General features: G+C 55.7%; 15 protein-coding genes. 3 read left to right on the top strand and 12 right to left on the bottom strand.

Annotated features, from left to right (window positions below):
• The first annotated feature begins 730 nt into the window (after nt 1-730).
• A complete protein-coding gene (locus tag IK012_RS01550) occupies nt 731-1,645 on the top strand; it encodes a hypothetical protein (RefSeq protein ID WP_290949607.1) in 915 nt (304 codons plus the stop codon).
• 120 nt (nt 1,646-1,765) lie between these two features.
• Here the strand turns inward: IK012_RS01550 and IK012_RS01555 are convergent, their stop codons facing one another.
• The 11 genes from IK012_RS01555 to hisE form a co-directional block, all read right to left on the bottom strand.
• A complete protein-coding gene (locus IK012_RS01555; RefSeq protein WP_173379679.1) occupies nt 1,766-2,707 on the bottom strand; it encodes a hypothetical protein in 942 nt (313 codons plus the stop codon).
• Between the two features lie 12 nt (nt 2,708-2,719).
• Nucleotides 2,720-5,032 (bottom strand): ribonuclease R family protein, encoded by a 2,313-nt coding sequence (locus tag IK012_RS01560; protein ID WP_290949611.1) that lies wholly within the window; start codon nt 5,030-5,032, stop codon nt 2,720-2,722.
• 1 nt (nt 5,033) lies between these two features.
• Entirely contained in the window at nt 5,034-5,801 is a 768-nt protein-coding gene (locus IK012_RS01565) for a 1-acyl-sn-glycerol-3-phosphate acyltransferase (RefSeq protein WP_290949613.1), read from the bottom strand.
• A gap of 73 nt (nt 5,802-5,874) precedes the next feature.
• The gene (gene pyrC, locus IK012_RS01570) at nt 5,875-6,879 is read right to left on the bottom strand and encodes a dihydroorotase (RefSeq protein WP_290949615.1); all 1,005 of its coding nucleotides are present in this window, start codon (nt 6,877-6,879) and stop codon (nt 5,875-5,877) included.
• Nucleotides 6,880-7,139: 260 nt separating this feature from the next.
• Nucleotides 7,140-7,955, bottom strand: coding sequence for an ABC transporter ATP-binding protein (locus IK012_RS01575; RefSeq protein ID WP_290949617.1), 816 nt, complete (start codon nt 7,953-7,955; stop codon nt 7,140-7,142).
• Nucleotides 7,955-8,827 carry an ABC transporter permease gene (locus IK012_RS01580; RefSeq protein WP_290949619.1) on the bottom strand — a complete coding sequence of 291 codons (873 nt, stop codon included), beginning with the start codon at nt 8,825-8,827 and terminating at the stop codon, nt 7,955-7,957. The genes IK012_RS01575 and IK012_RS01580 overlap by 1 nt, the downstream gene beginning before the upstream one ends.
• A complete protein-coding gene (gene yihA, locus IK012_RS01585) occupies nt 8,805-9,446 on the bottom strand; it encodes a ribosome biogenesis GTP-binding protein YihA/YsxC (protein ID WP_290949621.1) in 642 nt (213 codons plus the stop codon). Before yihA ends, IK012_RS01580 begins: the two co-directional genes overlap by 23 nt.
• The gene (gene recR, locus IK012_RS01590; protein WP_173379686.1) at nt 9,443-10,039 is read right to left on the bottom strand and encodes a recombination mediator RecR; all 597 of its coding nucleotides are present in this window, start codon (nt 10,037-10,039) and stop codon (nt 9,443-9,445) included. The genes yihA and recR overlap by 4 nt, the downstream gene beginning before the upstream one ends.
• Nucleotides 10,029-11,264: an EAL domain-containing protein gene (locus IK012_RS01595; RefSeq protein ID WP_290949624.1), complete on the bottom strand. Its 1,236-nt coding sequence runs from the start codon at nt 11,262-11,264 to the stop codon at nt 10,029-10,031. The genes recR and IK012_RS01595 overlap by 11 nt, the downstream gene beginning before the upstream one ends.
• A gap of 1 nt (nt 11,265) precedes the next feature.
• Nucleotides 11,266-12,105 carry an ATP phosphoribosyltransferase gene (gene hisG / locus IK012_RS01600; RefSeq protein WP_173383552.1) on the bottom strand — a complete coding sequence of 280 codons (840 nt, stop codon included), beginning with the start codon at nt 12,103-12,105 and terminating at the stop codon, nt 11,266-11,268.
• Nucleotides 12,102-12,362, bottom strand: a complete 261-nt coding sequence (gene hisE / locus IK012_RS01605) for a phosphoribosyl-ATP diphosphatase (RefSeq protein ID WP_072812962.1) — start codon at nt 12,360-12,362, stop codon at nt 12,102-12,104. Before hisE ends, hisG begins: the two co-directional genes overlap by 4 nt.
• Before the next feature lie 130 nt (nt 12,363-12,492).
• On the opposite strand from hisE, the gene IK012_RS01610 reads away from it, so the two are divergent.
• Nucleotides 12,493-13,431, top strand: a complete 939-nt coding sequence (locus tag IK012_RS01610; protein WP_290949626.1) for a hypothetical protein — start codon at nt 12,493-12,495, stop codon at nt 13,429-13,431.
• A gap of 55 nt (nt 13,432-13,486) precedes the next feature.
• On the opposite strand, the gene IK012_RS01615 is transcribed toward IK012_RS01610, so the two are convergent.
• Nucleotides 13,487-13,627, bottom strand: a complete 141-nt coding sequence (locus tag IK012_RS01615; RefSeq protein ID WP_290949628.1) for a hypothetical protein — start codon at nt 13,625-13,627, stop codon at nt 13,487-13,489.
• A 176-nt stretch (nt 13,628-13,803) separates the two neighbouring features.
• Between IK012_RS01615 and IK012_RS01620 the strand changes: the two genes are divergently transcribed.
• Nucleotides 13,804-14,073: hypothetical protein (locus tag IK012_RS01620; RefSeq protein WP_290949630.1), on the top strand; the 270-nt coding region annotated here is incomplete at its 3' end.

Here is a 14,073-nt window from a genome sequence, read left to right on the forward strand (position 1 = left end):
CAAGTAGTGCCCGTTTACGGGCGGCCAAGTAAGGACTTTTGCAGGTGGCAGATTGACGTGCGTGCCCTTGCACGCCGCTAGTATTGTAGGGCTACGCCCGTATATGAAGAACCGCCGGCTTCGCCGGCGGGTCCCTTTTTTTATGGCCGGGGAGAGAATGTGTAAAAATCCGTGACGTTTTTCATGGAAATTCGCAAAGTGTAAATTTTTTGTTTTATTTTCTCTGAAAAATGTTATTTTATAAGAAAAGGAAAAAATAAGAAGTTTCCGTTTCTCTAAAAACCTCATTTTTTGAGGGGGAAAGCCTTAATGGCGATGCTTTTCTGTGGTGTGTTCTGGATTTGAACTGCCACCGGCTGCGCCTCAAGAGGGGACGGCGCAGCCGACGATTTTGGAGGGGACAGGCGAGGCGACCAAGGTGGATACGGTATCATCCGTGACATGGTCGACCTCAGCCGATTCCTCGATATCATGACCTTGTTGTTAAAATCCCGTAGGCGGTATTTGGAATTGCTGCTGTCTGCTCCGACAACGATTGTCTTTGATGCTCAGTTCGCCTTCTGAGCTTAATTAGAAAAAATACGTGACTCTTTTCATAGATTTTCGCAAAGCGCGAAAATCTCTTTTCGTTTTACCCAAAAGAACGTATTTTATGGGCAAATGATATTTGGGAAATAAAAAAGGGGGAAAAATGGGGAGCGTTTGCTTTAAATGGGCATTGCGTTTTTGGGTGTTTTTCATTGCGGTTTTCTTTGCGGCATGCTCGCAAGAAGAGGCTTCGCCGACCGGGCCGCAAGACGGAACGGGCGAAAAGACGGAACCGCAGTCGTCTGGGGATAAACCGGAATACTGTGGGGATAGGGAGGTGGTCTATCACCACGATACGGTCACCGTCTACCGCGATACTGTGGAAAGGGTGATTGAAAAAGAAGGGGCTTCCTATACATCGTTCTTGTATAGCGATTCCACAGGCGCAATCGACACGCTGACAAAATCTTCAGTGGCTCTGGAATGCGATATCGGCGAGACGGAGTTTTCGTGCCAGGAACAACTTGTGCTTGTGCTTGCGCCTATAGATGGCCCTGCTTATGAGCCGCTGGTATATCAAAAACTAGTTATAGATACCGTCCATTGCCATGTCACGATTACCGATACGGTTGTCAAGGATACATTTTACAAGGAATCGTACAGCTACAAGCACGATACGACCTTTATCAATTACGGCGAGAATCGGTTGATGGATTATATTGTGCCGGAGCGTGTCTATGAACCCGGCGAGCACCCGTTCGATTCTGTCGTGATCCGGGATTTCTTCGATACCTTGGACGTAAGCGATTCACGGATGGGTGGCAAGAAACGCCTTACGGTCAATTCGGAGTTGTCGTTCCACGATTTTCCGCTGACGGTCTTGGGCGTGATGCCGGTGCTCGATGCCCAGTATAGCTATAAGTATCTAAAGTCGTGGCCGGAGAAGTGGAGCCCCGAGGAGAATACTTATGAATTTGAAAACTTTAACGAACTAGTATCGGATACTACGGTTACCTGGACTTTGGGGTTCACTCGTTACGAGGGGGGGCGCGAAGAGCTGGATTCCATCCAGGTAACCACTTTCTTTAAGACCGCTCGCACTTCACTCGGGGATTAAATTACTCCGGCAAGCGCTCGCTCTTGCAACCGCCCTCGGTTAACACCCGAGGGCTTTGTTGCTCACGGTTTAAGACCGCTCGCTCGACATCTGAGGATTAGTGCCCGCGGGTCTCTCGGGTTATTTGTACTCGTCGCCTTCGAGCGGTTTGCGGAGCAGCTTGTACTTGGTCTTGATTGCGGTGCGCAGTAATGGCCATCCGACCTTGTCGAAGGCGCCTTCCCACAGGAGGTCGGCCTTGTGCCTGATTGGCGAATCCACTATGGCCGGGATCCATTCTTCCTTGAAATCGTGGGCGAGTCCCGCCTTCTTGACGATGGCGGCATAGTCGGCGTTGAGCGCGTCCTTCGCTCCCATGCGGATGAAGTACACCTTCTCGTCGAAGGTGAAGCGGCGTTGCAGCAGTTTGCGCTTGATGAATCCGGTTCCTTGCTCGATGAGTTCCTTCGCGGAGAATAGCGCCATGCCTTCGGTGGGGTAGAGCGCTTCCATGCGGACTTCCGCCTCCACGAATTTCTCGCTGAGCCCGATTTCCATGTGGCGCACCGTGCTCTTGAAGTCTTCCTGTTCAGGCGTCTCGAAGAGGTGCATGAAGAACGCACCGAGCGCGGGTTGCTTCATGTAGAGGAAGAACGATTGTAGGTGCGGGCAGATTTCGTTGCTGCTGGTGAGCGACACGACATCGGCGCTGCTCTTCTCGGCTTCGGCGAAGAACTTCTCGAAGTTGTTCTGGAAGTAGACGATGGAGTCGTTCAGCACGAGCAGCCTGTCGAGATTGCCCATGGATTCCTGCGCCCCGTTTGCGGCGGGATTGCTGACCTTGAGTTTGAGGTAGCGGTGCCACATCCCGAAATCGAACCCGTGATTCCGCGTGAGGAAAAGTTCGATTTGGTTGTCGGCGATGAAGTTGTAGGTGTCTTCGGAAAGTTCGCGGTCGTTGGTCAGGAGCACCACGTGAAAGTCCGTCTCCGCCAGATGCCTAAGCGCGAACCGCACATAGCCGGGAAGGTCTTTCCCGGTCTGGTAGCTTGCGTAGAGTGCGACTTTCTTGTGCGATGCCATGGCTGCTCCTGTTTATCTTCTTCCGCGTTTGCCACGGCCGCCGCGTGCGTCGGTCTTGCGGGCGCGCGGCTTGCCGCCGGAATTGCGACCGCCCTCGTTCCTGTCGGCGAATGCCGCCTTGCGGCGCTGCTCGCGGTTGCGCTTTGCGGCGCGCGAACCGGCCCTGTATTCGGGTTCGTCGAAGTCGTCGCGGTCGTCGATTTCATCGGGCTGGCTCAGGTAACCGAGCGCTTCTGCGGCTGCGGCACGGTCGGCGCGTTCGTTCACGTCGCGTTCGCCCTGGCGGCGGCGCTTCTTGGGTTCGCTGCTGAGCTTCTCGATGATGCTGAAGTCGGCCTGGCCACGCAGAGGATCTACGCGCAGGAGCCTCACCAGCACCTTGTCGCCACGGCGGAACGTGCGCCCGCTCTTCTTGCCGAAGGCGAGCCCTTGGTCCGGATTAAATACGTAGAAGTCGTCGCCTGCGATGTCGCGGAAGCGCACCAGGCCTTCGGCGATCGGGTCGGCGATGGAGACGTAGATGCCCCATTCCTCGATACCCGTGACGTTGGCTTCGAAGTCGTCGCCGATGCGGCTCTTCAGAATCCAGCAGCTGCACACCTTGATGGAGATGCGCTCCACCTTCATGTTCTTGATTTCGTTTGCCGAGATGAGGTCGCAGACTTCAATCACGCTGTTCGCGCGTTCGGCGTTGATTTCCTTGCCCTTGCGCGCGAGTTCGCGATGGCACCAGAGGTCCGCATAACGGCGGATGGGCGAGGTGAAGTGGCTGTAGTCCTGCCAGTTCAGCGCGAAGTGCCCGAAGCTGTTGCTGTCGTAGTGGGCCTTCTGCATGCTGCGCAGGATGCGGTTCATGAGCGTCTCGTCGTCGCCGGCGCGCTTCACCAGATGCTGGTACAGCTTGAAGGCGACCGGGTTCAGGTTCGTGTCGCCGCTACGCGGCTTGCCCAAATCGCGCAACATGACCGGAGCGTCCTTGAACAGGTCCGGGTACATGTAGTACAGTTCCATGATGTCCTTGGTATCGGGCGCTTCGTGAATACGGTAGATGCCCTGCAGCTTGCGCTTGGAGAGTTCCTTCGCGCAGCAGTTGTTCGCGATGAGCATGCATTCTTCGACCCACGAATTCGATTCGTCGGATTCGCGCGGCACGATTTTTTCGGGTTCGCCCGCCTCGTTGAACTTGCAGCCGTATTCGGTACTCTTGAATTCGAGCAGGCCTTCCTTGGTGCGGTTCTTCTTCAGGAGCGCGGTCACTTCGGCGAGCGCCTTGATGGAATCGTCGCCCGCTTCCATCATCTGCACGGCTTCGCGGTAAGTGATGCCCTTCGATACGTTCACGATGCTCCGGTGGAAATCCCAGCTGAGCACGTTCGCGTCTTTGTCGAGTTCCATCATGCAGGTGAACGCGCAGCGGTCTACGCCCTGGTGCAAGCTGCACACTCCGCTCGAAAGCTTTTCGGGGAGCATGGGCACGGCGGTCCACGGCAGGTACTGCGTGTAGCTGCGTTCAAGCGCTTCTTCGTCGAGGTCGCTCCCTTCGGGTACGTAGTAGCTCACGTCGGCGATGTGCACGCCCAGCTTGAAGCCTCCCTTGGGCAGGCGCTCCACGCTGATGGCGTCGTCGTGGTCCATGGCGCCATCGGGGTCGATGCAGAGCACGTCGAGCTTGCGGTAGTCCACGCGCCCCTTGAAATCCTTTGCGCTCGGTTCCTTGATGCCTTCCACGAATTTCTTGATGGCGGGGGAGAAGTCCTTGGGGAGGTTGCTCTCTTCCATGAACTTCGTCTTGACTTCGTCCCAGCTCATGTTCAGCGCTTCGGCGCTGCGGTCGACTTTCGCGAGGTAGCTGTGCTTGAGTTTCGGGTGCGGGTACAGCGTGAAGCTGATGGTCTCGCCTTCCTTGCCCGGCGCCTGCCTGCGGTGGCACATCTCGTACACCTTGCCGGTATCGATTTCGTGGACTTCCCACTGCTCGTCACCGATCTGGTGCAAGATGCCGCGCTTGACGCGGGTCTCGTTTTCCTTGTCGTTCTGCCTGCGGCTGCGGGCGGCGGGCCTGCGGTTGTCTTCAGGGTACTGTTCCGCAATCTTCTTGATGCGCTTCTCGCGCTTTTCTTCGAGGCTCTCGCCGTCGCCGAGCTGGTATTCCTTGTGGCTCGTGCGCTTCAGGAGTCCGCGCTCCACCATGTCGGCGAGCAGCTGCTTGAAAGCCATCTTCTGCTTCTTGGGCAGCCCGAGCGCTCCGCGGAGCTGGCTTCCGACCATCGGTTCGTCGCGTAAAATCGCTATAATCTGTTCTTCGCTAGGTAAACGCTGTGCCATGTCACTTCTCCTCGGATTTCTCCGTGTCTGTTAAATTTTTCGTGTTCTTCGCCGCCTGCGCGTAGGGTAGCGCAGACTCTATAAGGTCGTGCATCTCGTCGCGCAATTCCGCCATCGGCTTGTCGGCGTAGTCCTCCGCCTTCACGAGCGGATGTACGACCATCTTCACTTCGCCGCCGTAAATCGCCCACTTGCGCTTGGGCAAAATCTCGCCGGTGTTTATCAGCGTGATGGGGAGGATGTCGAAATGGTGTTCCTTCGCCATGCGGAATATGCCGTTCTGGAAATTGAACATGCGGTCGTCTTCGCTGCGGTGGCCTTCGGGGAACACCGTGATGTTGTAACCCTTGGCGAGGCGGTCGGCGACGAGCTTGCCCATGCCAGCGTTCTTGCGCGGGTTCTTGTAAACGGGAATGCAACCGATGATGTTGAGAATCCAACCGAAGACGGGCGCCATCCAGAGGCTCGCCTTGGCCATGAATGCCGTGTTGCCGACAACGGGCCACATGACGTTGATGTCGAGGAAACTTTGGTGGTTCGCGATAATCACGAATCCCTTGCCCGGAGGGGGGACGTTTTCCTTGCCGTCGACATGGAGTTTGATGCGGAAAATTCTGAATGCGAGTTTCGTGAAAAAGAAACTGCAGATGTTGGTAATGCGTTCTTTTTTACCCCTGATATAGCCCATGTAAATGATATAGGGGATGCCGATAACGGTCATGCAGAAAAAGACAATTACGTAATAGAGTGTTGCAAGAATAGCGCGCATAGTTATTTGAAAAATACCAAAAAAAAGGGATTGCGAACCCCTTTTTTTTATAAAAAAGATTTTTTTGAGAAAATCAGGATTTAATCTTCCATTCGAGCGTCTGGCCGGCGGCGAGGGGCACCACGCCGTTCACGAGCGTGGGTACGGTCCACGCTTCGCGGACGACTTCTATCTGCTTCGTGGGTCGCGGGATTCCGTAGAAATCCGCACCGAAGCCGCCGATGAAATCAGCCAGCTTGTCGAGACGGCCCGCGTTGTCGAATTCCTGTACCAGGAGCGGGATAGCCACGGGAGCGCTGTAGACGCCCGCCGCCCCGCACGGACATTCCTTTTTGCCCTGCTGGTGCGGGGCGGAGTCCGTGCCGAGGAAAAACTTCGGGTTGCCGCTGAAGGCGGCCTCGCGGATGGCGGCACGGTCTTCAGGCCGCTTCGGCAGGGGCTTGCAGAAATGGTGCGGCCTGAGGGCGTCCCCGACGATGTCGTCGAGAGTCATCATCAGGTGATGAACCGTGAACGTCGCCGCCACGTTCTGGGGCAAACGCTTGACGGCCTCGACCGACTTTGCGGAACTCAGGTGTTCAAAAACGATTTTCAATTTCGGGAATTTTTCGGCGAGCGTCTCTACGCGCTTGATAAAGGCGGGTTCGCGGTCCAGGCAGAACTCGCCCGGTTCTTCGCCGTGCACGCAAAGCACGAGGCCGAGCTTTTCCATCATCGCGACGACCGGGAAAACGGCTTCGAAGTCGCTGATGCCGTCGGCGCTGTTCGTGGTGACGCCCGCGGGGTAGTACTTACCGGCGATGACGCCCACCGCCATCATGTCCTTCAAATCCTGCTCCGTATAGTTCGGGTTCAGCTTGAAGGTCATCAGCGGGACAAAGTCGGGGCGGACATCCTTGGCCGCTTCTAGAATTTGTTTTTTGTAATCGCTTATCGCTTGTGCCGAAGTCATCGCGGGGACGGTATTCGGCATGATGATGGCGCGTCCGAATTGGCAGGCAAGGTCGCGTACATATCCGGGCATGAGTTCGCCCTGGCGCAGGTGAGCATGAAAATCGTCGGGAAGAGGGAGAAACATTATGAAATCCTTTTTTGTGATACAATATAATGAAAATAGTTACTCGTTACTAGTTCCTAGTTCCTAGAAATTAAGGTCTGGAGATGTTTATTGCCTAAAAGTTATTAGTCAATAATACTGTTCGTAGAATTTCTGGTATCAAGAGGCCTCTTGCAATCAGAGATGACGGTAACTAGGAACTCAGAACTAGGAGCTGCGGCTATACAAAACTTGGCAACTTGTTGTCTAGTTGTTGTTATCCACTATGTGGAGAAGCCGCTTTATCCGCTGTTTCGCAGGTCGCGGAAGAGTTCCTTGGTGATTATCGTATCGCCGTTCAGCCAGTCGTCGAAATACTGCGGTTCGGTGAGCTTCTTGTGCGAGAGGAAGGTTATTTTGCAGCCGAGTTCCTTTGCCACCATGAGGTCGTGCGTCACGATGATGATGGTCGTCTTGAACAGCGTACGCATGTTGTCGATAAGCGGCAGCAGGTTTCGGCGGTTGTAGTTGTCGAGACCCGCGGTCGGTTCGTCCATCAGCAGGAGCTGCGGGCCCATCGCCCAGCTGCGGGCAATGGCGACACGCTTTTGCATGCCGACGCTGAGCGTATGCGGGAACTGGTTGGCGTAATCCCTCACGCGCATGAGGTCCATGGCCATGTTGACCTTCTCCTCGATTTCGGCGCGTGTCCCCATCTTGTGGTAGCGCAGCGGGAGCGCGATGTTGTCGCGTACCCTCAGGTTCGAAATCAGGGCCCCGTTCTGGAACACAAGCCCCACCTGACGCTGGGCTATGTTGAGGGCGGTAAGCCTTTCGGGCGGGATGTATTCGCCGAAGATGAAAATCCTTCCGGCGGTAGGCCTTGCAAGCCCGGCGATGACGCGCAGCAGGGCGCTCTTGCCTTGCCCTGACGCTCCGCCGATGCAGAGGGTTTCGCCTTTTTGCACGACAAGGTTCGCGTTCGAAATCAGTTCCTGTTCACCTGGCTGAAGGCCCGATTCAAAGAATCCCAGCGATCTCGGTTTCGAGAACGAGGTGCCGACCAATCCTCTGTAGGAAAGGTGCAAATCTTCGATTCTGAGGGCTTCGTTAAACATTAGATGATCTTCGAAATTTCGTTGAAGTAATCGATGAAGTAGAACAGCGAAAGGAACACGTCGGCACAAACGATGTAGAAGAAGGACTTGATGACGGACTTGCCTGTGGCCTTCGGGACCTGGCGGATGTCGCGGGGAATGTTCATCGCCTGGTAGCAGGCGTTCGTGGTGATGATGCAACCGAATATGAGCGGCTTGACCACGATGAAGATGAAGTCGGTGAACGTCATCGCCTTGAGGATTTCCGAGGAGAGGTAGCTCCACGTGAGCTGCACGTTGATGGCGTTGCCCGTGATGAAAATGGCGATCTTAGTCATCAGGAATCCGGCGCAGATGGCGCTCGAACTGAAGATGATGGTCATGATGAAGGTCGCGATGGAACCGCCGATGAGGCCCGGCATCACCAGGTAGCGTATGGGGTCCACGCCCATGGTCGCGAGAGCGTCGACTTCGGAGTTGATGACCATCCCGCCGATGTATGTGGTAAGCGACGAGCCGCTGCGGCCCGCGATGAGGAATGCGGTGAGAATGGGCCCGAGTTCGCGGATGATCACGACCACCATGAGCCCGCCGACCACGTCGGAGAAGCCGACCTTCCCCATGAGGGAGATGACCTCGATGATGACGACCGTACCGAAGAGGGTCGCGACGACGAACAGGATGGGGAAAATTTCGACGCCCGTAAAGAACGTCTGCATGATTATATTCTTCGCGTCCGCCTTGAAGCTTCTGTTCTTGGAGAATATCGAGACGATGGCGCGGACAAACAGCGCGACTTCTTGCCCCGCGTTTCTACGGAGCAGGAACATGCCCAGGGCATGGAACTTCTGGCCGATTAAGGTCAGCTTTTTAGCGTTCGCCTGTACTTCCATCTGTTTCGTTCGTCCCGTTCACAGCACTCAGTATCTCTTGCCAAAGGGCTTCCAGTCCGTGCTTCTTGATGGAACTAACGCACAGGGGTTTGGTGGGCAGCGACAGGCGTTCCTGAATCAGCTTCAGGTTCTTCGCCAGTTCAGACTGGTTCACCTTGTCCCGCTTGCTGGCGATAACCAGCACGGGGCAACCCGTTTCTCGGATGCTTTCCACCGTCTCGATGTCGATGGGCGTGCCTCCGTGGCGTATGTCCACCAGGTACACAAGCCCGCGCAGGTCCTGGCACTTTTCCACGTACTCGCGGATAAAGTCGGCCATCTCGTCGCGCTTGGAATTGCTTACCTTGGCAAAGCCTACACCAGGTAAATCTACAAGAAAAAATTGCTTGTTGACTCTAAAAAAATTGATTTCGCGTGTTTTTCCGGGGGTCGCGCTCACTTTTACCAGTTTTTTTTGCCCCATGAGGGCGTTCATGAGCGAAGATTTGCCCACATTGGAGCGTCCGAGGAACGCGACCTGGGGGAGGCGCTCTTCGGGAAGGCCCTTGAGGTTCACCGCCGCCTTCACGAATTCCGCGGAAGTGATAACGAAGTCGCCGAACTTGACCGGGTTCATCATAGGTTTACCCTCCCTTCGAAGGCGCGCAGCATGGTGACCTCGTCAATGAATTCGAGGTCGCTTCCCATCGGGATGCCGCGGGCGAGGCGCGTGCGCTTCACGTTCACGCCGGCAAGCATTCTGTCAATCATCAGGGCGGTGCTGTCGGCTTCGGGGCTGGACCCGAGGGCGAGAACCAGTTCCTCGATGCCCTCTTCCTTGACGCGCTGCACGAGTTGCGGCAGGTGGAGGTTTTCGGGACCGATGCCATCAAGCGGCGAAATCACGCCGCCCAGCACGAAGTAGAGCCCGCGGTAAATTCCGGAGCGTTCAAAAGGCAGGATGTCGGAACTCTTCTCGACGACGCACAGCGATTTCGCGCCGGAGCGGGACGTGCAGACGCTGCAGACGTCCAGGTCGGTAAACGCGTGGCACTTGGGGCAGGGGTGCACCTTCTCGATGGCGTTCAGGAGGTTTCCGGCGAACCGTTCCACGTCGGCCTTGGGCCTGGTCAGCACGTGGTACGCCAGACGGCGCGCCGTCTTCTGGCCTATGCTGGGCAGGCTTGCAAATTCGGCAATGAGTGCCTCGAGGCTTTCGGGTTCAGTGCTCATGGGCCCACGTGTATGCGTCGTTGACGCAGCGGTTCAACAGTGTGGAAGAAATATTAAGTTCTTTGAGGAGGTCGATGATTTTCGGCTGGTCGTCCAGTTCCACGGCGTCGGCGAGCTGGAGGAGGTTACCGAGCCGGCCTGAGCGCTGGAGCAACGCCTCGCGGATGTCCTCGTCGGCTCCCGATTCGGTAAGGATGCTTTCGAGCGGGGCGCCCACGAGCGCGTCCATGCGGCTGATGAGCCCGACCATGAATGCCTTCGCGGGCAGGTCGTTGTCGGTGCCGCTCACTACGCGGGCGAGAATTTCGAGGAACTTCGCGCGGTGGCTCGCGTTCTGGAACAGGGGCGAACTCTGCGGGGTCATTCCCATCTCGGGGCGGGCGTACAGCATGAGCATCAGCCATTCCTGGATGTTCCGCATGCCAATCCACACGATGGCGTCGCGCACGTTCGCGATGTCCTGGCTCCTGAACTGCGCGTCGGAGTTCACGAAGCGAAGCAGGTTCGCCGCCACGTCGCCGTATTCAGAGAGGCAGGCGCACAGTTCGTCCAGGCCCGGATGCTTGCGCAACAGGAGCAGAATGCGAAGTATTGCCGCCGATGTGGCGTCGATGCGCCGTCCCGTCACAAGTTCGGGCTTCGCGAAGAAGAATCCCTGGAAGTAATCGTAGCCCGCGGCGAGGCACTTCTTGAAGCTCGCCTTCGTCTCCACCTTCTCGGCGAGAATCTTGATGTTCTTCGCCTTGAAGAATGCGGCCGCGTTCGCCATGTCCTCGTCGCTGTTCTCCACGAGGTCCATCTTCACGTACGAGATGAACGGGTAGAGCGGGGCGCAACGCTTGAGGAATTCGTCGTTGAATATGAAATCGTCGAGCGCAATCTCGAACCCGCGGGCGTGGTAGTGCGCGACGGCCTTCACCAGCGTGTCGTCCACTTCGACGTCCTCGAGGATCTCGAGCACAAAGCAGCGCGGGTTCAACAGCCCGAAAAGGTTGTCGAGCAGCATGTCGCGGCTGCAGTTCACAAAAGCCTTGTGGTCGCCGATGAGCTTCGGGAGCCCGATGTTGTTGAGCACGTTCTCGAGGACCTGCGCTGTCGCGAGCATGTCGCTCGCTATAACGGCGGTGTCGCTTGTGGGCGAATCGCGGAACAATAGCTCATAGGCGAAGATTTTACCTTCGCGGTCGAGAATCGGCTGACGTGCCAGGTAGGCGAGAGAATGCATACTAGATACGGGCGCTCTTGATGCCGAACAGCAGGATGCTGCGTGCGCCGGCGTCCCAGAGCTTGTCCATGATGGCGTTCGCCTCTTCTTGCGGGACCATCGCCTTCACGGAATACCACTCGCGGCCGTGCAGCTTGGTCACTGTCGGGGCGTCGAGGCCCGGCGTGAGTTCGCATGCCTTTTGCAGGAGTTCGGCGGGGCAGTCGTACTCAATCATCATGTACGACTGGGCGACGAGCTTGCCTTCGATGCGGCGGATGAGCGTGTGGACTTCTTCGAGTTCGGTCTTCTGCGGGTTGCAGAAGAGGGCGGCGTTGCTGCGGAACAGCGGTTCGCCCACGATGCGAAGCCCGGCCTGCTTGAGTGTCGTGCCAGTTTCCACCACGTCGACGATGGCGTCGGCCACGCCGAGGCTCACCGAGATTTCGACGGCGCCTTCGAGCACCACGAAGTTCATGTCCTTCTTGTAGTAGCCTTCCACGATGTGGGGGAAGCTCGTGGCGATGGTCTTGTCCTTCAGTTCTTCAAGGGACTGCACCGGGCTGTCGTTGGGGACGGCGGCGCACATCTTGGAGGCGCCGAAGGGCAGGTCCAGAACCTTCACCGCGGGGCTCTTCGCTTCGGCGTTGAAGTCGATGCCGGTAATGCCCGCATCGATGATGCCGCGGCCCACGTACATCGGGATGTCGCTCGGGCGAAGGAAGAAGAATTCGATTCCGTTCTTGGTATCGAGCTGGGTCAGAGTCTTGTAGGGCTTGGATGCCTTGTAGCCGCAGGCCTTCAGGAGTTCCTGCGTGGGTTCAAAGAGCATGCCCTTGTTCGGGAGAGCTACCTTGATCATAGTTTGGCGTACACCTCTTCGAGAGTTAAACCTTTTTCGGCCATCATGACGGCCACGTAGTAAAGAACCTGCGAAAGCTCCAGGCACTGGGCGTCGCGGCTTTCGAAGCGGGCGGCCTGCCAGCTTTCTGCGGCTTCTTCCACGAGCTTCTTGCCGATGGCGTGCGGACCCTTCTTGAAGAGTTCCGTGGTTCCCTTGCCTTCGGGCATTTCCTTCTTGCGCTGGCAAGCCAGAGCGTACATTTCTTCAAACGTCATGATAGACCTCTTTATGTTTTTTTACGCGGTAAAAGATAGAATTTTTTGATGCGGGGGAGGCGCTGGTTCGGCATGGCGAAGGCCGCACGGGCCCCTGCCAGAAATAAAAAAGTCTAGATTTGTTGGTGAAATGAAGAATATGTTGAAAACGCTTGTTTACTGCGGGGTTCTGGCCGCATTGATGCTTGCCGGCTGTTCGGGCGATTCCTCCGGTGAAAAAACGCATGTGACGAAGCCCTTGCTCAGCGTCCTCGACAGCGCGAACATGATGCTCGTGACTCCGGTAGGGCTCGGCGACCGCGCGAAGGGCAAGGTGATTAGCGGGCGACTTTACGAGAACTTTGTGCAGATGATTCGCCTGGCCGACGCTGATGAATCCCTGCTGGATACTTTTAGTACGGAATGCGCAACAGGCCTGCGCGTCCAACTCTTCAAGGATACTTTATCTGTAGCGGAACTTCGCATTGCCGAAAAAATCGGGCGCATCGGGGGCGATATCGGTACATGGACTCCGAAGAGCGCCGTGGTGATGGCGAGAATGATTACGTTTTTCCGAGGCCAGGGTATAAACTTCAGGCCGTGTTCCGTGGTCACCGCCGACCAGTCGGAAAATGGCGAAGATGCGCTGGCCCAGCTCGTCCTTTCGAGTGACACGGCCGTAGGGAAGCCGCTTTACGAAATAGTGAAAGACGCAGATCGGGCAACAGTCGGTTTTACCAGGTTTATTACGAATAAGTCGGATCTCGGCAAACCGCGCAAAAACAAGATGGAGCTGGATTCTAGCCAGCTTCAGGAACTGATTTCTCTATTGCGCGAACCCAAAAAAGAATCGTTTGCGGGCGGTTGCCTCTGCCTCTCGAAAGCAAATGTCACGTTTTATCGTGATTCGTCGGTAATCATGAGCGTGAAAGTTATCGGGAATGATTTTAGACAGCTGGAAAAGCACCCGCTGGACCTCGAAAGCGACGGAATGTGGGTGTCGGCCCATCCCGAAAAAATCAAGGCGTTCTTTGACCGCCTCGATTCGAACAAAAAGCCGGAGCCCCCAGCGTCAACGGCAGAGCCCTAGAGCTTGGCCGCCTTCGCCTTGGCTTCGGCTGTCTTTTGCAGAAAGAAAGGTGCGGTTATGCGCCCGTGAGTTCCTTGGCCTTCGCCTCGATTTCGGCGATGGCTTTTTTGCGGCCTTCGGCGGAATCTTCGTTGGCGAGCACGATGTTCACGAATACAGATCCCGCGACCACGGCATGCACGTGCTTGCACAGCACCTTGGACTGTTCGCCGTTACGGATGCCGAAGCCGTTTGATGTTTAAATAGTGAAAAAAACGTATTTAAAACACAAAAAATAAAAGGTAAATGCCTGCAAATTCGTTTTTTTTTTGAATGTGAAAAAGCTATTTTGTCTCAAAAAATTATTTTGTCTCCAAAAAAAAGAAGGTTAGTTTGTTTAAGTTAAATTTTTCGACTGTATTCTTGTGCGTATGGTTGCTACAAAATAGTGTGTATGCGCTTGTTTTTCCATATTCCGAATGGAATCTCGCAAATTATAATGGTGCCTACGCAACTTATAACGACGGATTTATTTCTGTCGTCAACGGCGGCTCTGATTATTGGCATGTTCAACTGACCCGTAAAAATATTGACTTGCTGGCCGACAAAACTTACGAAGTCAAGTTCTATTTGCAAGGTGTAAGCGCTCGCCGTAATGTGGAG

The sequence above is a fragment of the Fibrobacter sp. genome, from assembly GCF_017551775.1.
Lineage (GTDB): Bacteria > Fibrobacterota > Fibrobacteria > Fibrobacterales > Fibrobacteraceae > Fibrobacter.